Origin of the sequence: Nocardioides sp. NPDC023903, assembly GCF_040639295.1 — a bacterium.
Classification (GTDB): domain Bacteria; phylum Actinomycetota; class Actinomycetes; order Propionibacteriales; family Nocardioidaceae; genus Nocardioides.
In genome coordinates this window covers 60708-84064 of the sequence record NZ_JBEZZS010000015.1, presented here as the reverse complement: position 1 = coordinate 84064, position 23357 = coordinate 60708, and the positions used below count along the sequence as shown (strand labels likewise).

Below are 23357 nucleotides of genomic sequence, written 5' to 3'. Positions count from 1 at the left end.
CCGCTTCTGAGAGGCAAAGCTGATGTCCAACATAACCATTGATGACGTCGTCAAGGACTACGGCACCTTCGTAGCGCTGCGCGGCATCTCGCTCCACGTCGAGGAAGGCGAGTTCGTCTCCCTTCTCGGACCCAGCGGATGTGGCAAGACCAGCCTGCTCCGATCCCTCGCCGGGCTTGAGGACATCCAAGGTGGAAGCATCACCATCGGTGAGAAGGTGCTGTCCCGTGAGGGCTACACGGTGCCGCCCGAGCGCCGTAACGTGGGGCTGATCTTCCAGTCCTACGCCCTGTGGCCGCACATGAGCGTGTTCAAGAACATCGCGTACGGCCTTAGCCTGCGCAAGTGGGACAAGAAGCGCATCAAGGCGCGTGTCGCCGAGGTCCTGGGCGTGGTGGGCCTCGAGGGTCTCGAGGACCGGTTACCCGCCCAGCTCAGCGGCGGCCAGATGCAGCGCGTGGCGGTGGCCCGCAGCCTGGCGGCGGCACCTGGGGTCCTGCTCTTCGACGAACCCCTCAGCAACCTGGACGCCAAGCTTCGCGAGACCATGCGCTTCGAGCTGCGACGGATCCAGAAGAGCGTAGGAACAACGGCTGTCTACGTCACCCACGACCAAGCTGAGGCCATGGTCATCTCGGACCGCATCGTCTTGATGAACGGTGGTCAGATCGTTCAGCAGGGCACCGCTCGGGAACTGTACGAGACCCCGGAGTCGGAGTTCGCGGCCAAGTTCGTCGGGTTCAGCAACCTACTGCCGGCTCGCATCGAGTCCGTTGGCGCGACCGGAGGAATCTCGACATACCGACTCGACTCCAAGGACTCCCAGCTGGTCGCTGGTCGTGTTCGGCACGGGCTTGCAACCGGTGAGCAGGTGATGCTGTCGGTCCGGCCGGAGTGCATCCGAATCAAGCGCCTGTCCGAGGTCGACTCCAACGACTCCGTTGTGGCGCTGCCGTCCAGGATCCGCGACATCGTGTACGCCGGAAACCTGTGTGACGTCTTCTTGACAGTCGGTGAGTTCAAGGCTCGTGCCCAGGTCCTTCCCACTGAGATCGAGGGCTTCTCCCCGGGAGAGGAAGTCTGTGCCGTGTTCGACAGCCGCAGCGTGTGGCCGGTGCCCCGCGATGTGTCCGCTGAGGATCTGGACGACACCCTGCCGGCGCCGGCGGCCGCCGTTGCCAGCGACGAGGCGGCCAGTGCAGCGCCGGGTTTGGAGACGACCGTGCTCGGGCAGAAGTAATTCGCGGGTGGTGTTCTCGAACCTCACACGCAGACAACGCATCAGAGAGAAGGAAGCATGGTTTGGCAAGGCCGTTCGGATCTGTTCATCGATGGGACCTGGGTCTCAGGTTCGGGGGAGGCGCTGGACGTCGTCTCCCCAACGACGGAGGAGGTGCTCGCCCGCTTCAAGGCGGGGTCGCCTGCCGACATCGATGCGGCCGTGACCGCGGCTCGGCGTGCGTTCGATGACGGCCCCTGGGCGCGGACCTCGCTCGAGGAGCGCGTCGCCCTGATCATCGAGCTGCGTCGGCTGCTCCAGGAAGAGCAGGAATCCAGTGCGCAGCTCATGACCGACGAGATGGGCTGCCCGATCACTCAGTCGCGCACCATCCTGGCAGGTGCACCCCTCGACATCATCGATGCCTATCTCGACGTCGCTCGCGACTTCCCGTTCCAGGAGATCCGCAGCGCACGGACGGGCAGGGCGCTCGTGTCCCATGAGCCGGTCGGCGTGGTCGCAGCGATCGTCCCCTGGAACTCGCCACTGGGGATCAGCGTCCAGAAGGTGGTGCCGGCGCTCCTCGCCGGATGCACCGTGGTGCTCAAGCCCGCACCCCAGACGGCGCTCACCGGTTTCCTCTTCGCGGAGCTCATCGAGCGTGCGGGCTTTCCCCCTGGCGTGGTCAACGTCGTGCCGGCCGATCGTGAGGCGAGCGAGGCCCTGGTCGTGCACCCCGGCGTCGACAAGGTCACCTTCACCGGTTCGACGGCCGCAGGCCGTCGCATCGCCTCGCTGTGCGGGCATGACCTGCGCAGGGTGAGTCTCGAGCTCGGCGGCAAGTCAGCGGCGCTCGTGCTCGACGACGCGGACCTGGACCAGACGGTCGAGGCCCTACGGATGGGTGCGTTCCGCAACAGCGGACAGGTGTGCACCCTCAAGACCCGCGTCCTGGTTCCCGAGCGTCATCGAGACGAGCTCGTTGGCCGTCTCGAGGCGATGGTGGCGTCCCTGTCGGTCGGGGATCCGCACGACGAGGAGACCCAGATCGGCCCCATGGTCACCGAAGCGCAGCTGCGTCGCGTCGAGGGGTATATCGCCGCCGGATGCGAGCAAGGAGCCAAGCTCGTCACCGGGGGTGGACGTCCGGCCGGTCAGCCGCGGGGCTGGTTCGTCGAGCCGACTCTCTTCAGCGATGTCGGTCCGAACATGTCGATCGCCCGGGAGGAGATCTTCGGGCCGGTTCTCTCCGTGCTCAGCTACGCCGACGAGCGTGACGCCGTCGCCATCGCCAACGACACCTCCTACGGCCTGAGCGGCGCCGTGTTCTCCACCGACGTCGAGCGCGGGCTCACCATCGCCCGGCAGCTGCGTACGGGAGCCGTCGAGCTGAACGGCTCCGCAATCGGGCTCGGTGCTCCGTTCGGCGGGTTCAAGGAGAGCGGTCTCGGGCGAGAGAACGGCCCGGAGGGGCTCTCGGCCTACACCGAGATGCGCTCCATCGGGCTGGCGCCCGATGTGGAGATCGCTCTGTGAGCAAGCGGTCCTGTAGTGCGCTGGCCCCACCGGGAGCGCCTGTCAACGTATGTGCACGCCGGTTCCACGTCGGCCGAAAGAAAGAAGACATTTGATGACCGCCACCCAGCCACTCACCGAGATCGCGGACTCGGTGGTCCGTGACTTCACCTCGTTCGTCACCCAGGTGAGCTACGCGGACATCCCCGAGACTGCTCGCGCGGCGGCGAAGCGCTGTCTCCTCGACGCGATCGGATGCGGTGTCGCAGGAGCGCAGACCGACGTCGTACGGGCGCTGCGAACCGTTGCGACGACGGCGACTAGCACGCGTCCGGCCACGCTGTTTGGTACGTCGATCCAGACGACCCCCGAGATGGCGGCATTCGTGAACGGGTCGGCCATCCGATGCCTCGACTTCAACGACGACTACTTCGGCACTGACGAATCGAACGCCCATGGAGACACCGGCCCGCACCCGAGCGACAACATCGGGGGAGTGCTGGCCGCCGCCCAGATCGCCGGTGCCACCGGCGCAGAGACGATCCTCGGCCTCGTGATCGCCTACGAGGTCTGCGGCCAGCTGGTCGACGAGGTCGTGATCCGCGGCAACGGCTGGGACCACCCGACCTTCCACAGCATCGCCACCGCCGCTGCGGCCTCCAGGCTCCTCGGCCTCTCGTCCGAGCAGGTGGCCAATGCGCTGCGCCTGGCCGTCGTTCCCAACATCTGCCTCTACCAGTCTCGGGTCGGTTCGATCTCGAACTGGAAGGGCTTGGCAGGCCCCAACGGGAGTCGCAACGGCCTCTTCGCCGCTCTGTTGGCAGAGGCGGGAGTCACCGGACCGGAGATGGCCTTCGAGGGCTCCCGCGGGTTCATGCGCCAGCTTGATCACCAGTTCTCCCTCGGCCCGTTCGGTGGACCGGATCATCAGTTCCGGATCGAGAACACCTATTTCAAGCACCTACCGCTGCGCTACGAAATGCAGCTGCCGGTGCAGATGGCCATCGAGGTGCGCGAGACGATCGACCCGCTCCAGATCGCGGCGATGAAGGTCTACATGGAGAGCAAGTCGGTCGTCACGCGGGAGTCGGAGCCGGCGATCTGGAAGCCGACGAACCGCGAGACCGCGGATCACAGCGGTCCGTACCTGATCGCTGCGGCGCTGCTTGATGGCAAAATCACGCACGAGACGTTCGAGCCCACTCGATTTCAGGCCGAGGACGTGCTGGGAGTGACCGACACGATCGAGCTCATCGAGGACCCGGGCTACACCGCCAGCTTTCCGTGGAAGATGGCCTGCCGCTTCGAGATCCAGCTGAAGGACGGCAAAGAGGTGGTCCTCGAGGGAGTGAACCCCAAGGGCCATCCTCTGAGGCCGATGAGCGAGGAGGAGTTCGCGGGCAAGTTCTTCGGTCAGACGCAGTCGCTGTTGGGGCAGCAGCAGGCGGACGAGCTCTTGCGGGTCATCGGCCGCCTCGAGGCCGAGTCCTCCCTGGACCGGATCTTCGCGCTCACGGCGCCGCGCACGCCCTAGGCCGAGCTCCAACGGATCCCCGGCGAAATCAGAAGCGGTCCGAGTCGCCCCACGAGGGATGACTCGGACCGCTCCGTCGTTCACATCACTTCTGCTCGCGGTACCAGTCGATGACGGCGCGAAGCCCCTCATCATGTGTGGTCTCGGGGGTGAAACCCAGCACTTCCCGCATGCGATCCTGGCTCACCCGCTGGTAGCGGGTGCGCTCACCGCGCCAATCGATCTGTGACGGGTCGTGCCCGTAGAGCTCGATCAGCCGGCGACAGAACTGCTGGGTCGTCACTGGTGCTCCGACCACGTTGACCGCCAGATTGGCCTGCTCGGCGGTGAGGGACGCCAGGATCGCCTTGGCCACGTCGTCCACGTACACGAACGAGTGGATCGAGTCAGGGGTCCAAGCCAGTGACGGCCGCTCGCCGGCGTCGAGGGCCTGGAGGATGTCGATCGACATGGACCCGTTCGAACCGGGACTCACCCGCGGGCCGTAGATCGGGCCGATCCGCAAGGCGAGGTACGACGGCCCCCCGAGCCCGGTGAATGCCTCCAGGTAGGCCTCGCTCGCCAGTTTCGTCGCGGCGTACATGTTGATGCCGCGGCACACCCACGGTTGGTCCTCGCTGAACGGGGCGGCATCGGGGTTGTCGTAGGGACCGTAGAGCGTGTTGGTGGATCCGAAGACGAACCGCGAGTGACCGTGCCGCGTCGCGAGTGTGAGCAGGTCATAGGTCGTGCCCACGTTCACGTCGTGCGCGTCCTTGGGGCGAGCCGCGGCCGCTTGGGTGCGTACGGCCGCCATGTGGACGATCGCATCGGCCTCACCGACGATCGGATCGAGGGCTTCGACGTCTCGCAGGTCCGCGGCACGGAACTCGACGTTCGGGAGTCGAGAGATCTCCTCGGACCGGGCGTTCTGAGCTACGTCGAGCGCGATGACTCGGTGGTCGGTCGTCTCGGATAGGAGTTCTACGACCCTTGAGCCGACGAAACCTGCACCGCCGGTGACCAAGACGGTCAGCGGTCGGGCATCCGACGCCGTGTCGGGTGATGGGGCGGGTGACATTCTGGATCCCTTCATAGGTGGCGAGGTCAGGTGCGGCTAGACGCGGCGAACGATCGCGGCGACATCTGGGACCGACTCGAGGTCCCGGACGAGGTCGATCACGGACTCCACGTTCGCTGGGGTGGGCGGGTGCGCGGCGACCCCCGCGCACTCTCGGAACTTCTGGGCAAGCTGGTCCCAGGTGGTCGGCGCCTGCGGGCTACCCGGATAGCCCGAGCCTTCCCGTTGGAACCTGCGGCCGTCGTTGGTGACGACCTCCACGCGTCCGGGAGGGAGCTCGAGCTTCCAGTCCAACGACGTGTCCAGGACCGGCGTCACCTTGACGGCGAGTGATCGGACCCGATCATCGTGCAGGCCGGCGTCGGTGAAGTGCGCCACCCGTACCGACCGGTGAACCGCTGCCAGAGCCACCAGGAAGGGAAGGCTGAATTTCGCGTCGACCAGCGTCTCGGGCGCCCGTCGATCATCGAGCGGAGTGCACATCACCTGGTGATAGTCGCCCACGAAGACACGGATCTCCTCGATGTCCTCAGGCTCGAGATGGTGTTCTGCCAGGAGCTCGATCGTTGCGTGGATATGGCTGTGTGATGTTCCCACCGATGGCCACAGCTTGTAGAGGGTGCCCGCTCCGCGAAAGTCGGTGCCGAGGTCGGCGAGCATCGCATCACGGTCGTGGCGACCGCCGAAGTAGGTGTTGAACACGCCGTACGGCCCCTCGAACAACAGGTCCACTCCGGTGAGACCCCGCTGGGCCAGGAGCGCCGCGGTGACCGCCCCGCGCGCGGCGAAGCCGGCATACACGCACCGCAGGTCGCTGCCGGTGCCAGTGATCACCTCCGCAATGCCCGCCGACTGCTGACTGGCGATTCCGAGGGCATGATGCAGCGTGGTGCTGGGCAGGTCGAGCACCCGGCTCGCGGCCGCGGCGGCGGCATATACGCCAGCGACGCTGGACAGGTTCCAGTCCTTACGCCAGCCGACATGACACCGCAGGCGGGCGAAGATGTCCTGTCCGGCCGCCACAGCCGCGATCAGGTCAGCTCCGGTGACGGTACCGGCGCGCTCAGAAGCTGCCAGTGCAGCTGGTACGACGGAGCTGGAGGCGTGCTGGCCCCACGGGGTCTGGTCGTCGAAGTCGAGGCAGTGTGCCATCGCCCCGTTGGCGAACGCGGCGTTGGTTGCGGGCACTCGAATGCCACGGCCCCAGACGGTGGACTCCTCTCGCCCTCCGTCCTCGCCGACAAGATCCACGAGGCCTTGCACAGCGGGTTCGGCACCACTCGCCGCCAGGGCCACGCCGAGAGTGTCGAGGATGCTCATCTTGGCCGCCTCCAGTGCCGGTCCGCTCAGCGCGTCGAGCGTGACGGTTGCTGCCATCTCCGCCATGGAGCGGGAGACGTCTCGTGCATCTGCGGCCATGCCTTGCCTCGATCCTGTCTGGTGCGTCACTTCACAATGTGACTATAGTCTGACAGTATACGAGATGTGACGACAACCACTGCTTCGGGGAAAGATGCCGGACATACCGTTCGTGACAGGGCCGCCGCCCGAGCACTTCTTCCTTGCTGTGGGCCACGTGCTGCTCGTCGACCGCAGAGGCGCCGCTTGGTTCCGGCCAATTCGGCGATGTGAGACATATTGGAAAGGGACGTAATGGGCATGGACACGATTGGGTTCATCGGCGTGGGCGCGATGGGCGCCGCGATCGCCAGCCGGTTGCTCAAGCACGAGCTCCTGGTCAACGATCGCAACCCGGATGCTGCTGCGGAACTGGTGGCGGCAGGTGCCCGGTTCGCGGACACGGAGGAGATCGCCGAGAAGTGCCGGACGATCTTCATCTGCCTTCCGGGTCCTCCGCAGGTGACCGACCTGCTGCTCGGCCCTGATGGACTCGCCGCGGGGCTTGCTCCTGGCACCACCATCATCGACAACACCAGCGGAACGCCGACGACAGATGTCGAGCTCGTCGCGGCGTTGGGGGAGCGTGGCGTCACCTACGTCGACTGCCCCATCGCCGGTGGCGTGCCGCGCGCGTACGAGGGCACGGCTCTGCTCATGGTCGGGGCGGATCAGGATGTGTTCGCCCGCGTCGAGCCCCTGTTGAAGGAAGTGACCGACGAGGTCGTTCACGTCGGGCCTGTCGGAGCCGGACATGCCATAAAACTCGTCAACAACCTGCTCAACGCGTGCAACCGGTTCGCCGCATTGGAGACGATCCGTCTGGGAGTCGCGGCCGGTGTGGCGCAGGAGGTTGTCGTCGACGTCATCAACAAGGGCAGCGGCCGCAACTATGCGACAGAGGTCACTTATCCACGGCTGCTGCTCTCCGGCGAGGGGTACAAGCCCCAGAACTTCACGCTCGAGCTCATGCTCAAGGACGTACGCCTGGCCACCGAGCTGGCGGAGTCCCTGGGACACGAGATGCCGGTCGGGAACCTCGTCCGCAGGTCGACCGAGCTGGCAGTAGAGCGATTCGGGCCGAAGGCCGACCAGAGCCAGCTGATGGCCGAGTGGTACGTCGAGAGTGCCGACGACCAGACGGACAGCTAGGCACGCGAACTCATGGAGAGGTAGGAACCGTTGTGGATCTGAATCTGAGTGGTAAGACCGCGCTGATCTCAGGCGCGAGTGCAGGCATCGGCCGGGTGACGGCGAAGACGTTGGCGCGCGAGGGTGTGCAGACGATCGTGGTGGCCCGCAAGGCCTCCGCCCTCGAGGAGCTGGCGGAGGAGATCAGTGCGGACGGTCACCGGCCGCCGTTGGTGATCGTCGACGATCTTCTCGACGGAGACTCCTTCGAGCGGGTCACGGCGAAGGTCATGGGGGAGTTCGGCGGTGTCGACATCGTGGTCAACAACCTCGGACAGGCCAGGCCCTTCGACCTCGATACGACGGAGGAGGATTGGAGCGAGGCCTTCAGGCTGAACTTCGACACCCCTCGACGGCTGACGACGCCCTTCATCGCGGGGATGCAAGAGCGGGGCTTCGGACGGGTGATCTGTCTGACCGCCACCTCCGAGCCCTCGCACGTCAGCGGGTCGCTGACCTCCAAGGGTGCCGTTCTGATGTGGGCGAAGGGGCTTGCGCGCATGGTGATGAAGGACGGGATCACCGTCAACTGTGTATCGCCGGGCTACCTGATGACCGAACAGATCAGGAACAACTTCATTCCTCAGTTCGTGCCCACTGCAGAGGACCAGCAGGCGTGGCTCGAGCGAGAGATTCCTGCTCGGCGCTTCGGGGATCCGGCCGACGCAGCGAATCTGATCACCTACCTGGCCTCGCCGCTCGCCGGCTACGTCACAGGTCAGCGGGTCTACGTCGATGGCGGCTGGAACCGGCACGTCTGATCACTCCCGGCCACGCAGGAATGCGCCTGGCCGGGGAGGCAACGAAGACAGGTATCGAAGGAGTATCACGTGAACGCGAAAGTTGTCAGTGACCGTCGGAAGCTGATGGGAGGTGCTGTCGGCAACTTCGGTGAGCAGTTCGACTACACGGCGTACGCTCTCCTGGCGCCGACGCTGGCCGTCCACTTCTTCCCCCAAGCCGATCCCGTCGCGGCGATGCTCAGCACCTTCGCTGTCTACGCGCTCTCGTTCGTCGCCCGTCCGTTCGGCGGAATGATCTTCGGCTATGTCGGGGACCGGTTCGGCCGGCTCTCGGTGCTGCAGTGGACCGTCGTCCTGATGGGTGGCGGGACGATGTTGATGGGCCTTCTCCCCACCTATGCCAGCATCGGCCTCGTTGCGCCGGCGCTACTGGTGTGCTGTCGGCTCCTCCAGGGTCTCTCGATCGGAGGGGAGACGACTGGAGTCGAGAGCTTCATCACCGAGTCTGCGCCCGACGGTAGGCGTGCGACCTGGATGACCAGGGTCATGGCCTGGGCGTACTGGCCGGCCGCGATCGTCGCCGTGGTCATCCTCGGTATCCGACTGATCCTCGGCGACCAGGCCTTCGAGGAATGGGGCTGGCGCATCCCATTCCTTGCTGGTGGCCTTGTGGCGGGTATCGGCTATTACCTGCGACGCACGCTGGAGGACCCTGAGGAGTTCGTCGAGGCGATGGCCGAGGCTCGGTCCAAGGACTCTGCTGGGTCCGACCAAGGGGGTCAGGGGCTCGGCGCCGCGGTTCAGGTCCGGCGCTCGGTATTGCTCGTGACCCTGCTGCAGCCGCCCATGGCGGTCGGAGCCTACCTGCTCACCGGGTACATGTATACGTTCGTTGCGGTCGAGGGTGGACTGTCTCCGACGCGGGCCCTGCTGTCGAACGCGGCCGCTGTGGCCACCTTGGCGGTCCTACTGCCGTTGATGGGACGGCTCAGCGACCGGTTCGGGCGCCGCGCGATGTTCGCCGCCGGGGCCGGATGGCTCTTCGTGATGGCCGTGCCCGCCTTCCTGCTCGCGGATGCGGGGAGCCTGGCGACCGCGTTCCTCGGTCAGGCGCTTCTCGCGATCGGTGTCGCTATGTACGGTTCGGCCGCATTCGTCGGCTGGGTCGAGCTCTTCCCGACCGCGATGCGATGCCGCGGCCACGGCATCGCCTACAACGTGTCAGTCGCCCTGTTCGGCGGCACGACGCCACTGATTGCAACCGCACTCATCGGACTCACCGGAAGCCCCGTCGCCCCGGCGATCTACGCGATGGCACTCATCGGGACGTTTGGTCTGGCTGGTGTGCTCCTCGTCCCGGAGACGAAGCATCTGAACCTTCGGTCCTCGATCTACGACGAGTCCGCCTCGCGAGGAGCTGCTGCGCAGACGACTGTGGCCCAGGGCTGAACCAAGAGCGGGAAGTGAGAGGAAGATGATGAAGGGCATACTGTTTCACGGCGAGCGAAAGATCGAGGTTCGGGAGTTCCCCGACCCCATACCTGGGGACGGCGAGGTCGTCATCGAGATGCGGGCCTCTGGCATGTGCGGGTCGGACCTGCACACCTACCGCGGTCCTCGACGTGAGCAACCACTGATCGGCGGTCATGAGCCGGCCGGCGTCATCGCGAGCGTGGGCAGGGGCGTACCGGATGAGTGGATCGGCCGCGCGGTCATGGTGCACCACTACTTCGGATGCGGCCGATGCGACCAGTGCCGGTCCGGATGGACCCAGATGTGCCGTGAGGGCGCGACGGCGATGGGCGCGACCGCCCAAGGCTCGCACGCCGACTTCATGACAGTCCCGTTCACCTCGGTTCTCCCCATGCCTGAGGGGCTGTCGTTCCTCGCGGCTGCCGCCATCGGCTGTGGGACGGGCACGGCCTGGGGCGCGCTCCGCCGGCTTCAGTTGGCTGGCGAGGACACGATCGCCATCTTCGGTCAGGGCCCGGTCGGCCTGGCAGCGACGCAGCTGGCCTCGGCCATGGGCGCGCGGGTGATCGCTCTGGACATCGCACCGTCGAGGCTCGAGAGGTCGCGTGACTTCGGTGCCTCCCTGACCATCAATCCAGCCGAGGTCGACTCCGTCGCCGACGCCGTCCGCGACCTCACGGACGGGCGCGGAGTCAGCAAGAGCCTGGAGACCTCGGGGGCCTCGTCCGCGGCTCGGGACGCCCTGCACGTCCTCGACCTCTGGGGCACCGCCTGCTGGGTCGGAGTCGGATCAACGATCCAGTTCGACCTGACCGAGCATCTCTACAAGCAGATCAAAGGCGTGACCTCGTGGACGATGTCGATGGCCTCGATGGAGGACTGTGCGCGATTCGTGGTCCAGCGCGGCATCGATGTGGACGCGCTGTTCACCGAGACGTGGCAGCTCGCCGACGCGGTCGAAGCCTATGAGCTCCTCGACCGCCAGACCTCGGGCAAGGGCGTGTTCGTCCCCTGACCATGGCACTGGAGAGGATGGAGGACCCGATGTTCGAGCAGGGTGAGGAAACACAGGTGGTTCAAGCCGACCAGCGCCGTGTCAACACGCTGTTCGGCGCACTCGAACGGTGGGGCGAGCACGCTGAACCGGGCCGACGGACACTCACCGGGCTCCGTAACGGCGAGGTATGGGTCGAGCTGTCGTACGAGGACCTGCTCTCGGACATCGTCCGCGTGAGCGCTCATCTCGCGGACCTTGGGCTCGGCAGAGGCGACATCATCTGTCTCGTCCTCCCGAACTGGACCGAGGCCGTGATCTACACCTACGCAGCGTCCCGGATCGGAGCGGTCGTCTGTCCGGTCACCACCATCTACCGCCGTCGCGAGCTCGGGTTCGTCCTCGAGCGCACCCAGTGCAAGGTAGTCGTGGTGCCGTCGGTCTACCGCGGCTTCGATTACGCAGCGATGGTGAGCGAGATGGCCGCTGACCTTCCGGACCTGACGACCATTGTGAGCGTCGGAGATAGTCAGGAACCCGGGGTGGTGTCGAGCAAGGAGCTGTTGGCGACGACGCCGACCCCGGTGGAGCCGGCAGATGTGACGGTCGATGACGTCGCTGTCCTCGCGTTCACGTCCGGGACGACGGGCGAGTCGAAGGGCGTGATGCATTCCCACGCCACGATGCACGCGGTGATCGACGACCTTGTCGAGCACGCCGGGTTCGGCGGCGGGCTCACCTCGCTGGTGATGTCGCCATTCGGTCATCTGACCGGCTTCACCTGGGGCATCCTGATGCCCCTGCGAGGCGGCGGTGACGTTGTTCTGCTCGAGTCGTGGGACCCGGAGAAGGCACTCGATCTGGTCGACCGATACAGGGTGACCTTCACGATGGGAGCGACCCCGTTTCTCAGCGACCTGCTCGAGCATGCGGGCAAGCGTGCGCGTGTGGTGTTCCCCGAAGTGTTCGTGTGCGGCGGTGCCCCGATCCCGCCGTCGCTGGTCGAACGTGCCGTTCAGCGCTTTGGGAGCCGGGTCGTGGCGGTGTGGGGGATGAGCGAGTACTGCGTCGGCACCGCCACCACCGTGCAGGACGAGTCGGTGCTTGCCAGCACGAGTGATGGCCGCCCCGTCGGGTCCGCCGACGTCAAGATCGTGGATCCCGAGGGCAATCCGGTAGCAGTCGGCGAGGAAGGTGACCTGATCATTCGGGGACCGGGCCGTTTCCTCGGCTACTACAAGCGCCCTGACATCGACGCCGGGAGCCTCACCGCGGATGGCTATCTGAAGACGGGCGATCGCGCGCGACTTCTCGATGACCGAGGGCACATCCGCATTTGCGGACGCACCAAGGACATAATCATCCGAGGCGGTGAGAACATCCCGGTCGTCGAGATCGAGAACATCCTGGTCACCCACCCTGACATCAAGGATGTCGCTCTCGTCCCGCTTCCGCACGAGCGACTCGGCGAGACGGCGTGTGCTTGCGTGGTCCTGCAGCCGAACGCTTCAGGCCTGACCGTCGAAGACTTGGGGGCGTTCCTCGGCGCCCACGACGTGGCCAAGCAGTTCTGGCCCGAGGTGGTTCGGGTCATGCCCGAGTTTCCTCGTACTCCGAGCGGGAAGATCCAGAAGTTCGCGTTGCGGGAGCGAGCGCTGCGCTAGGCTTTCGCGCGCCGCCGGGCGCATCAGTCACGTGTAGGCCAACAACCTGCCGGCGACCGTGACGCATGACCAGGATATGAGGGAGACGACCGCGGCGAACCGGGCAGCTGCAGGCGTTGACCGGTTCACATCCCAGTCGGCCACGCTGCGGTAGGTGCGCAGATGGAAGATCAGAATGTTCAGACCCGCCAGCACGATGAGGCCGAGCTTCCACGGAGCGCTGCCCCGGTCGGCGATGAGACTGGCGCCAGGCAGGAACATGGCTACCCCCGTGACCGCCGCAATCATGAAGCCGAGGTGCGACAGGGGGAGAAGGTAGTCCGCCGCGGTCGACACCCGTAGCGCCCGGCGGCCGAGACCCAGCAACCGAAGATCGAAGGCTGCGGCGGGGCCGATGAGGAGGGCGATGCCGATGATGTGGACGCTTTCAAGTATGGGATACAGGTAGGCCGTGCCACGGATGGCCTCGGCCAACCCGGTGTTCTCCATCCAGGAGAAGATGCCACCCATCTCGAGCGCCATCACTCTCGGCGCGATCGTGCGCGCAGGTAGACCGCGCCACCAGCGACGACGGCGACCAGCGCAGCGCCGAGTCCGGCCCAGATCGTGGCCGGTGACGTTGTGTCGGATCCTGATGCGGTCGGGGCAGCCTGATCGTCGCCTGACGATGACGCGGCAGGTGCGTCCCTCTCGGGATAGGGGGTCGGCAGTGGGGTTGCGGGGAGCTCGCTGCCGAGCACCTGGTTGACCGGGTTGCCGTCCTCGAACCAGAACACGACCGGACGGAACTCGTCGTCGTGGCTCTCACCGACATAGCCGACGGCCTCGACCCGTTCTCCGTCCTCGAGCGGGCGGTCGAGGCCCCACATTCCCGTGAAGCTCGGCGGCGCGATGGTGACCGCCAGTGCGTCGTGAGAGCCGCTGTAGGACGGCGCTGCGTCGATGGGGCCGCTGTCCTCGGGGGCCTGCAGTTGCTCAGGGAGGTCACGCTCGGGCGTGTCAGTGGGCATGTCGCTGTCGACCGTCACGGTGAAGTAGGAGTGAGGCTCGCCCCAGCGGACATCCGAGACGGTGCCCGAGATGTAGTAGAGGCGGCCGGTGTCGTAGTCGTCGAAGCCGTGATGCGCGTGCGCGGCACCGGGCGCGAGCGTCAGGAGCGCTGTCGCGGAGGCCAAGGAGGCAGCCGCCAGTCTGAGGTGGCGGGAGTTGACGGTGATGAAGCGCATGTCGAGTCGTTCCTTCCAAGGTTTTGAGATCGGCTCCAGAAAACTGCATCTCGCAGGAGGCGGGGAGTCCCTGTCCTGAGGTGTACTGAGAGGGCAACCTTCTGCGGGAGCCTCGGTGCAGGGTCACTCGAGGCGGTCGACGTCGACCGTGACATCGCCATCCGTGCGCGCGAGGCGTTCGGGGGCGCCACCTTCGAACTGGCCGAGGACGACGATGCCGTCATAGTAGGACTGGTCGCCGTAGTAGAGGACGAGGTCGTTGCCAGGGGCGTAGTAGCCGACGTCTCCTACGTCGGGGTCGGCACCGGACGGCTGTCCGTCCAGGGAGAGCTCTGATGGAAGAGCGCCGGTCTTTTCGACCCCGCCGTGATCGGTCATGTCCAGAGTCAGCGGCAGTTGGGCGATCAGGTCGCGGCTGGCGGCGCTGTCAGTGAGCGTGGCCTGGAAGCGCTCGCCTTCAACGCTGATCTCGATTCTCATGTCAGCCTCCTGAGGAGCAGTCGCAGTTGCCGTAGGGCTCTGCTGGTTGGGGGTGGGGCTGTCGGCGGTGGTCGGTGCGCCGGTTGCCGTGCTGGGCCGGCTTTCGGGCGCGTCACCGGTTCCGCAGGCGGTCAGCCATCCGCTGCCGATCGTGACCAGAAGCGCTGCGGTGGTGAGTCGGGTTGTGATCATGGTTTCTCCGTTCGGGTCCGGGCCTCACGTCAAGGTGGTCCCCGTGCGTTGGGCATAGGCGGCGAGCAGGTCGTCCTGCGCCTGTGGGTCGTGAACCGCAGTATGGACCTGGGTCTCTGGTTTCTGATGGAAGAGGAAGTTGCCGGTGATCCGACGCGCTCCTTCGTTGCCTTCGGCCAGCCAGACCTGGGTCATGTAGCCGGCGCGCAGGTCGTCGGGGGCGTAGGGGCCGTTGTGGAATCCCATCTTGGTCGGCACCCAACCAGGTGCGACCGCATTGACCCGGATGTCGGGTCGGCGGCGAGCGACAGCCATCGCGAGCGTCGCCACGTGGAGCTTGCTGTCGTCATAGGTGATGTCTGCGCCGTCGCCGCGAAGCTCATCGAGCTCGAGGTCACCGCCGAGGTGCAGGTCCGAGGTGAGGTAGACCAGCGCATCCGCGGACGGATTGACCAGACTCGTCAACAGGTAGGGCGACAGCGAGTTGGCGTTGAGGATCTCGCGATTTGCGATGCCGTACTCGCCGGCGTTGTGGATGATGACGTCGAACCGTGGCAGCTCGTTGATCTGAGTCGCGAGTGCTCGGGTCTGATCGAGGTCCAGGAGGTCACCGATGACGACATCAGCGACGGCTGGCAGGTCACGGCGTACGTCGGCCGCGCGCTGTTCGTTGCGGGCGTGGGCGACGACGCTGTGCCCACGGGCGAGGAGGTAGGCGGCGGCGAGCTGACCGATTCCCCCGGTCGAGCCGGTGATCAGAATGCGCTTGGTATCAGTTTCGGTGGACGGGCGGATGTTCTCCTCGACGTAGCGCAGCTCGTCCGCGACCTCCTGTGTGTTGTAGGTCCCCACACCGAACCTGTCACTGCGCGCGGTCGCCTTCCCGCCGTCGGACTGCGAACTAGTGCAGGCCGCCATGGCTCCGGCGCCCAGCGCGGCGGCGGAGATCAGGAGCGTACGTCTAGTCATGGTGTTCACGGTGGTCTTGCTTCCTGTCTTCGAGGCTGAAAGAAACGCAACGACGCTCAGCCGGCGTGCGTGCGGAGGAACCTCGTGCTGCGGTCCATGGAGTCTTCGAAGCGGGGCCCGAAGGCGTGACGCTCGCCTTCGTACCACTCGATCTGCGCGTCAATGCCTGCGGCTTGGAGGGCATCGAAGGTCGCGCCCGCCCATGCTTCTGGGCACTGTTCGTCCTCGGTTCCGTGGATCATGAGCACCGGCTCCGTGATCCGGCTGAACTGGGGACGGGTGGAGATGCCCGTCCAGAACTCGGGGTTCTCCTCGGGCGTTCCGTAGAGGTCGGCGGCTTCGGCGGCGTAGTCGGAACCAGGGCCCGCCCAGCGGCGGTAGTTGTCCGACTCGAGGGATGACTGGCCGGAATAGACGATTCCGGCCTGGACCAAGCCGGGGGAGATCTCGAGCGCCTGGAGCACGACGTTGCCTCCCATGCTGCGGCCCATCAACGCCACGCGGGCAGGGTCGATCGGTAGGCCACTGCCACGAAGAGCGTGCACCGCGTTGACGGCGTCGACCGCATAGCCGAGGTACATGTTGCGCACCAGGTCTGGGTCGCGGTCGGAGTCGGCGTGGTTGCGGTAGTCGATATGGAAGGCGATGAATCCCTGGTCGGCGAGGTGGCCGCGTTCGCGTGTCATCCCCTGACCGCTCGCGTAGGCGTCTGGCTCGATCCAGCCGTGTGCGAGGACCACAGCAGGGAACGGACCGTCGCCGTTCGGGACGTTGATGACCCCGGAGACGGTCAGATCCTCGCTGCGGTAGGTGGCGTCATAGGAGGTGTAGCCGGCTGCGCGTTCCCTGACGTCGCCGAGGCGTAGGCGTGTGCCGCTGTACTCGCGGTCGAAGTAGTCGCGCAGCGCGACTGGTGTCTCTGTCGGTTCCCCGGACCGGGCCGGCGCGGATGGGCCAGACGGTCCGGTCGACTCGGGGGCCGAGGCGGCCGTCCCGTTGCCCTGGCTTGCGGGGGATGAGTGATCCGTCCCGGGAAGCGAGCAGCCTGCCAGCAGAGCGGCAAGGAGAGCCGTGTGCAGCAGTCTTCCGACCGGTGCGCCTCGGATCACGGATGTCATCGAAGGTCTCACAGGCGTTCGTACGTCGCGCGCCAGCCCTCAGCGGGGTTCGGCGGCGTCAGGACCAGCGTGTCCCCACTTACGTCATAAGATCGGGTCAGGCTCTGCCCGATCAGATCGCGCACCAGGGACGACTCGACCGTCACCTCGAACGTCCCGGCCGGCTTGTCGACGACGAAGTCCCCGTAGAAGGCCTCGTAGCCGTTTCTCGTATAGGGGGTGTCCGGGGCGTTCGGGTCAGGGTTCATCGCCTGCACCGACATGGTGCCGGCCTTGGAGAAGACGATCTGGCCCGAGTAGGGAACCGGCTCGAGGTTGCCCTCGGTGCCCGCCTCCAACGAGGTCATCCGCCACACTCCCACCAGGGATCCCGCACCGGCGGCCGTTGTTCGGCGGTCGCCTCCACGCTCTGCCGCACTCGACTTGGTGAACGGAGCAGCAGCCACCAGCAGTGCGATGATCAGCGCCAAGGCCAGCGCGAGCGGGGCGATCCTGAGTCTCTTCGTCATGCTTTCTCATCTCTTCCTTGGTTGAAGTTCCATGGAACTCGATCTGAGAGAGATGAGGGAGTCTCGATCGTGAGGTGTACTGGCAGGGCATCCCAGCGTCGCGTTCGCGCCCGTAGCGTCGATCGGGTGTCACTCCCGCAACTTGCCCAAGGTGCGGCAGGACCTCGACGCACACCTGGTCGCGTTGCCTCGCCGTCCTCGGCGCGCCCGTGGCCTCGCCCACAGTTCCAACCGCGCATCGTCAGGCCATGGCGCATGGCGATGTGCCGCCCGACCCCGCCAACCGCACCCCCTGAGGAGCCATGCACCAACCTTGTGCAGCCACCAGCGACACCTTGCCGAGCACGACCGTTCGCGCCGGGCGTCCCTCCAGTGACGCGCTCCCTTGGTCGCCGCTGCTCGCGCTGGCGCTTGCCGGCTTCATCTGCATCATGACCGAGACTCTCCCGGTCGGCCTGTTGCCACAGATTGCGGACGACCTCGACGTCTCGCGAGCTGCCGCTGGACAGTGGGTCAGCGTATATGCCGCGGGCACCGCCATCGCTGTGCTGCCGGTCATCGCCTTGACGCGGGGCCTGCGCCGCAAGCCGCTGCTGTGCGTGGGCGCTGCAGGATTCCTCGTCGCGAACGCCTTCACGGCAGCCGCGCCGACCTATGAGCTCGCGCTCGTCGCTCGCGCTACCGCGGGTGCGTTCTCCGGTCTGGTGTGGGGGATGCTGGCCGGCTACGCCCGTGGCCTGGTTCCCAGCCACCTGTCCGGCAGGGCGCTGGCGGTCGCGCTCCTGGGCACGCCGCTGGCCCTGTCGCTGGGCACGCCGTTGGGGACACTTCTGGGCGGCCTGGCGGGTTGGCGCTGGGCGTTCGCCGCGATGTCGGTCGTGGCCATCGGCCTGATCGTCTGGACGGTGCTCGGAGTGCCTGATCGTCCCGGCCAGGGTCGTGCCGATCGAATGCCGGTGTGGCGTGTGATGGCTCTGCCTGGCGTCGTGCCCGTGCTGCTGACCACCCTGGCGTGGCTGCTGGCCCACAACATCCTCTACACCTACGTCGCGCCCTACGTCTCCTGGGTGGACATCGGTGCCCGGGTCGATGTCGCGCTTCTCGTCTTCGGTGTATCGGCGCTGGTCGGGATCTGGTTCACGGGCCGACTCATCGATCACGCGCTCCGGAGACTGGTCCTGGGCAGCCTCCTGGCGTTCGCCGCTACCGGCTTGGCACTTGCGCTGGGCGGGCATGCACCAGCGATCTTCTGGAGCGCCGTCGTCGTGTGGGGTCTGACCTTCGGTGGAGCGGCGACACAGCTGACGACCGCGGCCGCGGACGCCGCCGGCACCGCGGTCGACATCGCCCAGGCGCTGATGGTGGTGGCCTTCAACGTGGCGATCTTCGGCGGCGGCGTGGTCGGTGGACTCCTGCTGGACACGGAAGGACCGGGATCGTTTCCCTGGGCAGTTGGAATCCTTTCGATCGCGTCCCTCATCGTGGCCTCGCTCGCACGTCGGCACAGCTTCATTCCTGGACGACGCAGCTGAGTGACTGCTGGGCGAGCTGATCCCGGTCAGAAGGGAATCAACCGCTCCCATTCAGTCTTCCTGGATGCCAACGACCATGGCCTTGAGCGATTCGGGCACACGGCGGGCGAGGGTGAGCGCCGCCTCCGCTTCCTCGACACTGAAGCGATGCGTGACGATCGGCTCCGTCGCTACTGCGCCGCTGGCGATGAGAGCCAGAGCGGCGGGATAGGTGTTCGCGTACCTGAACGTGCCCGTGAGGGTGATCTCCCTGGACTGCACTAGGGGTACGTCGATCGGCACGGAATCGGCGCCCATGCCGACGAGCACCGCACGGCCGGCCGGCGCGAGCGCGCGCAGCCCACCGGCGATGGCCGGTGCCGCTCCAGAGCACTCCAGGAGCACGTCGTAGGTTGCCTCGAGCTGCTCCTGGGCGCCGCGCGCGTCCAGCGCGAGCCCTCGTGCGGCCTCGAGCCTGAAGTCGTTGACGTCGGTGACTGTGACGGCAGCGGCTCCGACTGCTCGAGCGACTTGCGCGGCCAGCAGGCCGACCGGTCCGGCACCCGTCACCAGGACCCGGTCGCCGGGGGCGACCCCGGCCTTGCGGCATGCCCAGACACCGACCGACACAGGCTCAGCCATCGCCGCCTGCTCGTGGGAGATTCCCCTCGGTGCTGGGTGGGCGAACGCGGTTTCGATGGCGACGAACCGGGCAATGGAGCCGTCGACAGGTGGGGTCGCGAAGAAGACCACGTCAGGGCAGAGGTTGTAGCGGCCGACCAGGCACTGTGCACACTCGCGACATGGGACCCCGGGTTCGAGGGCGACCATCTCACCGATCCTGCCGGGGTCGATGTCGGCGCCGACGTCCACGATGGTGCCCGCCGACTCATGCCCGATCACCATCGGGGTGTCGAGCACGAAGTCACCGATGCGTCCGTGGTCGTAGTAGTGCACATCCGAGCCGCAGATGCCTGTCGCCCGGACCTCGACGAGGACTTGTGTCGGCAGCGGTGTCGGCACCGGGCGATCCTCGATCCGTAGATCATGTGGGGCGTGCAGCACGGCGGAGGGGTTCTTCACTCGGGTACTCCGATCAGGACTGGATGTCGGGGACGGGCGGCGGGGCAGTTTGCTCACTCGCCGGTGACGGCGCCGAGCGTGAGGCCGGTGACGAGCCAGCGGCGGACGGCGACGCCGGCGAGCATCATCGGGACGACGACGATGGTGCCGATCGCGGTCAGTTGTCCCCAGTCGACGCCGGTCTGGGTCACGAGCTGCGTACCGGCGATCGGGAGTGTCTGGGAGTGGGGTCCGGAGATGATGGTGGCGAAGGCGTAGTCGTTCCAGGAGAAGACGAGGCAGAGCACGGCCGTCGTCACCAGCCCCGACCGGGTCAGAGGGAGCGAGACATGCCAGAAGGTCTGCCAGGTCGTGCAGCCGGCTACCTTCGCGGACTCCTCGAGAGAGGGTGGGATCGCCTCGAAGAAGGAGCTCATGATCCAGATCGCGAACGGCAGGTTGAAGCTCAGGTAGGCGAGGATGAGGCCGCCCATGCTGTCGATCAGCCCCGCCACCCGGAACATCAGGAACAGCGGCAGGACGACGGCGGCGATCGGGGCCATTCGCGTCGAGATGAACCAGAAGGACAGTGACTTCTTCATCGTCAGCTTGGTTCGTGCGAGACCATAGCCGGCGAGCGTGCCGAGCACGGTCGCGATCAGTGCCGAGCCCACGGCCGCCACGACGGAGTGCATCAGGTAGGGGCTGAGGTCGTTCGCGCCCGAGAACAGGTTCCGATAGTTGTCGAACGTCGGGTCGAATGCCACTTGGGGCGTCGGTGAGGTCACGTCGGCGGCGGACTTGAACGACCCGAGCAGCATCCAGAGCAGAGGTACGACGGTCCAGCCGACGAGGACGGCGACGAACACGCCGATCCCGACCCTGCCGAGGATGCCGGAGCGGCGCGCTTTCGGTGCCGATGGTGCAGCAGCAGCGGGTGTGCTGTCGATCGGGGTTGCTGGGGCGATGGTCATGCGTTCTGTCCCTTCGTGGAGAGCACCCTGATGAAGAGCCGGGCGATGACGATCGTCAGCGCGAGCATCATGAGCCCGATGACGGCTGCGTAGCCGAGGTCGAAGAACCTGAAGCTCGCCTCGTACAGGCGCAGCGGCATGATCTTGGTGGCGTCTGCCGGGCCGCCGTTCGTCGTGACGCTGATGATGTCGAAGTAGCGCACCACGTCCATCGACCGGATCAGCAGGGCGACGATGATGACGTTCATGATCGACGGCAGTACGACGTGCCACAGCCTGCGCCAGGCCCCGGCACCGTCGAGGGCCGCGGCCTCCAGGATCGATGGGTTCACGCTGGTCATGCCGGCGAGCGTGATCAGGGCGATCAGCGGGGTCCACTCCCAAACGTCCATCAGGATCACTGCGGCGAGCGCCGAGCGTGGGTTGCCGAGAATGTCCTGGTCGATGCCGATCCCTTGGAGCGCCCGGGCGTAGAGCCCGAATGTGGGATCGGTGAGGTAGCGCCCGAGCAGACCAACGATCGCTGGTGCCACGAACATCGGCAGCAGTACGACGACCAGGAGCGGTCCGCGTCCGCGGACGAGCTGGGAGAGAACCGCGGCGATGGCGATGCCGAGAACCATCTCGATCGTCAGTGTGACGACGAAGAAGAAGAGGGTCAGGCCCCACCCCTGCCACAGGTCGGCATCCGTGAGTGCGCGGGTCCAGTTGTCCAGACCCACCCATTCCAGGCGTACGCCGCCCAGCAGCCGGACCCTGCTGAAGCTCATCGCGATCAGGGTGATCAAGGGGATGAGCGAGAGCACGCCGAGGAGGATCAGGGCCGGTGCCATCATCAGCTCATGGATGGTCAGACGCTCTCGCCGTGCGCGCGGAGCGTCCTGAGCGGTAGCGCTGCGTTCCATTGTGGTGCTCATGCGAACCATCCCCTGGCCACGATGTCGTCGATCCGGTCTGCGGCCCTGCCCATGGCCTCGCGCGGAGACTGCTGGCCGGCCAGCATCCGCGACAGTTCGGTGAAGAGCGCCGTGTCGCACTCGTTCCACATGGGGATCTTGGGTCGCAGCCCGATGTAGACGGCCTCCCAAGCGGTGTTGACCGCGGGGGCGGTGAGTATGTTCGGAAGCTGTGAGGGGCGATGGGTCGCCTGCTGGACCTCCGGCAGCTCATAGACGGAGGAGCGGGTAGGCGTGCCGCCGCCGACGCTCGACCGCAGGTTCGCCAGCTGTGTGGCCGGCGAGGTGGCCCAGTTCACGAAGAGCCAGGCGGCGCCCCGCCGCGCGCCGCCACTGCCGGCGCTGACCGCGATACCGGTGCCTCCGTAGATGTTCGCTGATCGCCGCGGACCTCGCGGCAGCGGCGCGTACTCCACCTTCCCGGGGAGGGCCTGCTCGTTGGAAGCGGCGTTCTCGTGCCAGCTCGGCGCCATCGCGATCTGTCCGGAGCGCAGCGCGACGGCGACCCCGTCCCAGTCCCAGCCGCGGGAGCCGGGATGGGCGATCCCGATCAGGTCGTTGTAGAACGTTGCCGCATCGACGGCGGCGTCCTCGCGCAGAAGGCACCTGCCCGGATCGGTCGTGCCCGCCAGGCCGACCTCGGCGCCGTTCTCGAAGTAGTCGCCTCCGTAGGCCCACAGCACGTTGGAGAAGTCGCACTGCAGAGAGTCGTGCTGCTTGGCCTGGTGGCCGGTGCCGTACGGAATCTCGTCGACGTTGTCGTTGATCCAGGCCGCGATGCGTCGGTACTCGTCCCAGGTGCGTTCGGCGCCAGGCGTCGGATCGAAGCCGAGATCGGCGCTCATCGCGTCGGCGTACTTCTCGAAGATGTCGGCGCGGTACTGCCAGATCATCGTCGGCGCGTCGTACGGCAAGGCGAACACTTTGCCGTCGTTCCCGAAGGTCCCTGCGGCGCGTAGCTGTGTGGGGATGAAGTCGTCCAGACCGTTCTCCAGCGGGGGAAGGCTGGGATCGTCGATGAACTCGCGCAGGTCGCACAGCCCCTTGCTGTACGGCGCGAGGACCTGGTACGGATCGGCGTAGACGACGTCGTACTGCGCCTTGCCGCCTGCCATGTCCAGCGCGACGCGTTGGACGAGGGCCTGCAGTTCGAGGTTGACGATGTTAACCGTGACGCCGGTCAGTTCCGTGAACGGTTTGAGGTTGGCGGCGATCGCGGCCGTCGGAGCGGTGTTCTCCGAGATGAAGTTGATCGTCGTCCCCGCGAAGCGTCGCCACGGGTCAGACCCAGCAGCCGCGTCGGGAAGCGGCGCCGGAGCGTCCGAGGCGCACCCGGCGAGGGAACCCGTGGCGAGCAGCCCGGCGCCCAGACTTCCGAACTGCAGGACCCTACGTCTGGTCAAGGTCGGTTGGGCTCGCTTGATCATGAGTTGGTCCTCACAGATGTCATCGGGCGGCGGAGTGGTGTATGAAGACAGTGACGGTCGTCACGTCCCGGCCAGGAATGACACTAGGTTCGGCAGGAACGATCGACTAGCGCCCCGGATGCTCGATTCTGGTACTTTCTTG

Annotated in this window: 21 protein-coding genes; 9 read left to right on the top strand and 12 right to left on the bottom strand. The window is 66.4% G+C overall.

The annotated features are described in order from the left end of the window. The first annotated feature begins 22 nt into the window (after positions 1–22). The 3 genes from AB0F44_RS17050 (at position 23) to AB0F44_RS17040 (ending at position 4268) form a co-directional block, all read left to right on the top strand. Positions 23–1240 (top strand): ABC transporter ATP-binding protein, encoded by a 1218-nt coding sequence (locus AB0F44_RS17050; protein ID WP_357357342.1) that lies wholly within the window; start codon positions 23–25, stop codon positions 1238–1240. Between the two features lie 57 nt (positions 1241–1297). Beyond that, on the top strand, positions 1298–2755 hold the full coding sequence (locus AB0F44_RS17045; RefSeq protein ID WP_357357340.1) for an aldehyde dehydrogenase: 1458 nt from the start codon (positions 1298–1300) through the stop codon (positions 2753–2755). Between the two features lie 94 nt (positions 2756–2849). Continuing rightward, positions 2850–4268: an MmgE/PrpD family protein gene (locus AB0F44_RS17040; RefSeq protein WP_357357338.1), complete on the top strand. Its 1419-nt coding sequence runs from the start codon at positions 2850–2852 to the stop codon at positions 4266–4268. A gap of 85 nt (positions 4269–4353) precedes the next feature. Here AB0F44_RS17040 and AB0F44_RS17035 read toward each other — a convergent pair whose 3' ends face one another. After that, positions 4354–5328 carry an NAD(P)-dependent oxidoreductase gene (locus AB0F44_RS17035; RefSeq protein WP_357357337.1) on the bottom strand — a complete coding sequence of 325 codons (975 nt, stop codon included), beginning with the start codon at positions 5326–5328 and terminating at the stop codon, positions 4354–4356. 36 nt (positions 5329–5364) lie between these two features. Further along, positions 5365–6747: an MmgE/PrpD family protein gene (locus tag AB0F44_RS17030; RefSeq protein ID WP_357357335.1), complete on the bottom strand. Its 1383-nt coding sequence runs from the start codon at positions 6745–6747 to the stop codon at positions 5365–5367. A 240-nt stretch (positions 6748–6987) separates the two neighbouring features. On the opposite strand from AB0F44_RS17030, the gene AB0F44_RS17025 reads away from it, so the two are divergent. The 5 genes from AB0F44_RS17025 (at position 6988) to AB0F44_RS17005 (ending at position 12791) form a co-directional block, all read left to right on the top strand. Then, complete coding sequence (locus AB0F44_RS17025) at positions 6988–7878, top strand: NAD(P)-dependent oxidoreductase (protein ID WP_357357333.1); 891 nt, start codon at positions 6988–6990, stop codon at positions 7876–7878. A 32-nt stretch (positions 7879–7910) separates the two neighbouring features. Next, positions 7911–8678, top strand: coding sequence for an SDR family oxidoreductase (locus tag AB0F44_RS17020; protein WP_357357331.1), 768 nt, complete (start codon positions 7911–7913; stop codon positions 8676–8678). 69 nt (positions 8679–8747) lie between these two features. Continuing rightward, positions 8748–10109, top strand: a complete 1362-nt coding sequence (locus AB0F44_RS17015) for an MFS transporter (protein ID WP_357357329.1) — start codon at positions 8748–8750, stop codon at positions 10107–10109. Between the two features lie 28 nt (positions 10110–10137). After that, entirely contained in the window at positions 10138–11148 is a 1011-nt protein-coding gene (locus AB0F44_RS17010; RefSeq protein WP_357357327.1) for an alcohol dehydrogenase catalytic domain-containing protein, read from the top strand. A 56-nt stretch (positions 11149–11204) separates the two neighbouring features. Then, positions 11205–12791 (top strand): AMP-binding protein, encoded by a 1587-nt coding sequence (locus tag AB0F44_RS17005; protein WP_357357325.1) that lies wholly within the window; start codon positions 11205–11207, stop codon positions 12789–12791. Positions 12792–12818: 27 nt separating this feature from the next. Here the strand turns inward: AB0F44_RS17005 and AB0F44_RS17000 are convergent, their stop codons facing one another. From AB0F44_RS17000 to AB0F44_RS16975, 6 genes are all read right to left on the bottom strand, one after another. Continuing rightward, positions 12819–13313, bottom strand: a complete 495-nt coding sequence (locus AB0F44_RS17000) for a hypothetical protein (RefSeq protein ID WP_357357323.1) — start codon at positions 13311–13313, stop codon at positions 12819–12821. Next, on the bottom strand, positions 13313–14017 hold the full coding sequence (locus AB0F44_RS16995) for a DUF6152 family protein (RefSeq protein ID WP_357357322.1): 705 nt from the start codon (positions 14015–14017) through the stop codon (positions 13313–13315). The genes AB0F44_RS17000 and AB0F44_RS16995 overlap by 1 nt, the downstream gene beginning before the upstream one ends. A 123-nt stretch (positions 14018–14140) precedes the next feature. Further along, positions 14141–14689: a cyclophilin-like fold protein gene (locus AB0F44_RS16990; RefSeq protein WP_357357320.1), complete on the bottom strand. Its 549-nt coding sequence runs from the start codon at positions 14687–14689 to the stop codon at positions 14141–14143. Positions 14690–14713: 24 nt separating this feature from the next. After that, on the bottom strand, positions 14714–15658 hold the full coding sequence (locus tag AB0F44_RS16985) for an SDR family NAD(P)-dependent oxidoreductase (protein WP_357357318.1): 945 nt from the start codon (positions 15656–15658) through the stop codon (positions 14714–14716). Positions 15659–15714: 56 nt separating this feature from the next. After that, positions 15715–16776, bottom strand: coding sequence for an alpha/beta fold hydrolase (locus AB0F44_RS16980; RefSeq protein ID WP_357357316.1), 1062 nt, complete (start codon positions 16774–16776; stop codon positions 15715–15717). Positions 16777–16784: 8 nt separating this feature from the next. Continuing rightward, positions 16785–17285, bottom strand: a complete 501-nt coding sequence (locus AB0F44_RS16975) for a lipocalin-like domain-containing protein (RefSeq protein ID WP_357357314.1) — start codon at positions 17283–17285, stop codon at positions 16785–16787. Between the two features lie 302 nt (positions 17286–17587). On the opposite strand from AB0F44_RS16975, the gene AB0F44_RS16970 reads away from it, so the two are divergent. Beyond that, positions 17588–18817, top strand: coding sequence for an MFS transporter (locus tag AB0F44_RS16970; protein WP_357357312.1), 1230 nt, complete (start codon positions 17588–17590; stop codon positions 18815–18817). 51 nt (positions 18818–18868) lie between these two features. On the opposite strand, the gene AB0F44_RS16965 is transcribed toward AB0F44_RS16970, so the two are convergent. Genes AB0F44_RS16965 through AB0F44_RS16950 form a run of 4 tightly spaced genes read right to left on the bottom strand, consistent with a single transcriptional unit; the run spans position 18869 to position 23215 of the window. After that, complete coding sequence (locus AB0F44_RS16965; protein ID WP_357357310.1) at positions 18869–19879, bottom strand: NAD(P)-dependent alcohol dehydrogenase; 1011 nt, start codon at positions 19877–19879, stop codon at positions 18869–18871. Between the two features lie 53 nt (positions 19880–19932). After that, complete coding sequence (locus tag AB0F44_RS16960) at positions 19933–20832, bottom strand: carbohydrate ABC transporter permease (protein WP_357357308.1); 900 nt, start codon at positions 20830–20832, stop codon at positions 19933–19935. Further along, complete coding sequence (locus tag AB0F44_RS16955; RefSeq protein ID WP_357357307.1) at positions 20829–21749, bottom strand: sugar ABC transporter permease; 921 nt, start codon at positions 21747–21749, stop codon at positions 20829–20831. The genes AB0F44_RS16960 and AB0F44_RS16955 overlap by 4 nt, the downstream gene beginning before the upstream one ends. Beyond that, entirely contained in the window at positions 21746–23215 is a 1470-nt protein-coding gene (locus AB0F44_RS16950) for an extracellular solute-binding protein (RefSeq protein ID WP_357357305.1), read from the bottom strand. Before AB0F44_RS16950 ends, AB0F44_RS16955 begins: the two co-directional genes overlap by 4 nt. Between the last annotated feature and the right edge of the window lie 142 nt (positions 23216–23357).

Excerpts from the sequence above, each read along its gene's own strand:
- AB0F44_RS16970 (WP_357357312.1), top strand. The coding sequence starts at position 17,588 with ATGCACCAACCTTGTGCAGCCACCAGCGACACCTTGCCGAGCACGACC.
- AB0F44_RS16955 (WP_357357307.1), bottom strand. The coding sequence starts at position 21,749 with ATGAGCACCACAATGGAACGCAGCGCTACCGCTCAGGACGCTCCGCGC.
- AB0F44_RS17035 (WP_357357337.1), bottom strand. The coding sequence starts at position 5,328 with ATGTCACCCGCCCCATCACCCGACACGGCGTCGGATGCCCGACCGCTG.
- AB0F44_RS17050 (WP_357357342.1), top strand. The coding sequence starts at position 23 with ATGTCCAACATAACCATTGATGACGTCGTCAAGGACTACGGCACCTTC.
- AB0F44_RS16985 (WP_357357318.1), bottom strand. The coding sequence starts at position 15,658 with ATGACTAGACGTACGCTCCTGATCTCCGCCGCCGCGCTGGGCGCCGGA.
- AB0F44_RS16960 (WP_357357308.1), bottom strand. The coding sequence starts at position 20,832 with ATGACCATCGCCCCAGCAACCCCGATCGACAGCACACCCGCTGCTGCT.
- AB0F44_RS17000 (WP_357357323.1), bottom strand. The coding sequence starts at position 13,313 with ATGGCGCTCGAGATGGGTGGCATCTTCTCCTGGATGGAGAACACCGGG.
- AB0F44_RS17040 (WP_357357338.1), top strand. The coding sequence starts at position 2,850 with ATGACCGCCACCCAGCCACTCACCGAGATCGCGGACTCGGTGGTCCGT.
- AB0F44_RS16995 (WP_357357322.1), bottom strand. The coding sequence starts at position 14,017 with ATGCGCTTCATCACCGTCAACTCCCGCCACCTCAGACTGGCGGCTGCC.
- AB0F44_RS17030 (WP_357357335.1), bottom strand. The coding sequence starts at position 6,747 with ATGGCCGCAGATGCACGAGACGTCTCCCGCTCCATGGCGGAGATGGCA.
- AB0F44_RS16975 (WP_357357314.1), bottom strand. The coding sequence starts at position 17,285 with ATGACGAAGAGACTCAGGATCGCCCCGCTCGCGCTGGCCTTGGCGCTG.
- AB0F44_RS16980 (WP_357357316.1), bottom strand. The coding sequence starts at position 16,776 with ATGACATCCGTGATCCGAGGCGCACCGGTCGGAAGACTGCTGCACACG.
- AB0F44_RS17010 (WP_357357327.1), top strand. The coding sequence starts at position 10,138 with ATGAAGGGCATACTGTTTCACGGCGAGCGAAAGATCGAGGTTCGGGAG.
- AB0F44_RS17045 (WP_357357340.1), top strand. The coding sequence starts at position 1,298 with ATGGTTTGGCAAGGCCGTTCGGATCTGTTCATCGATGGGACCTGGGTC.
- AB0F44_RS16950 (WP_357357305.1), bottom strand. The coding sequence starts at position 23,215 with ATGATCAAGCGAGCCCAACCGACCTTGACCAGACGTAGGGTCCTGCAG.
- AB0F44_RS17025 (WP_357357333.1), top strand. The coding sequence starts at position 6,988 with ATGGACACGATTGGGTTCATCGGCGTGGGCGCGATGGGCGCCGCGATC.
- AB0F44_RS16990 (WP_357357320.1), bottom strand. The coding sequence starts at position 14,689 with ATGATCACAACCCGACTCACCACCGCAGCGCTTCTGGTCACGATCGGC.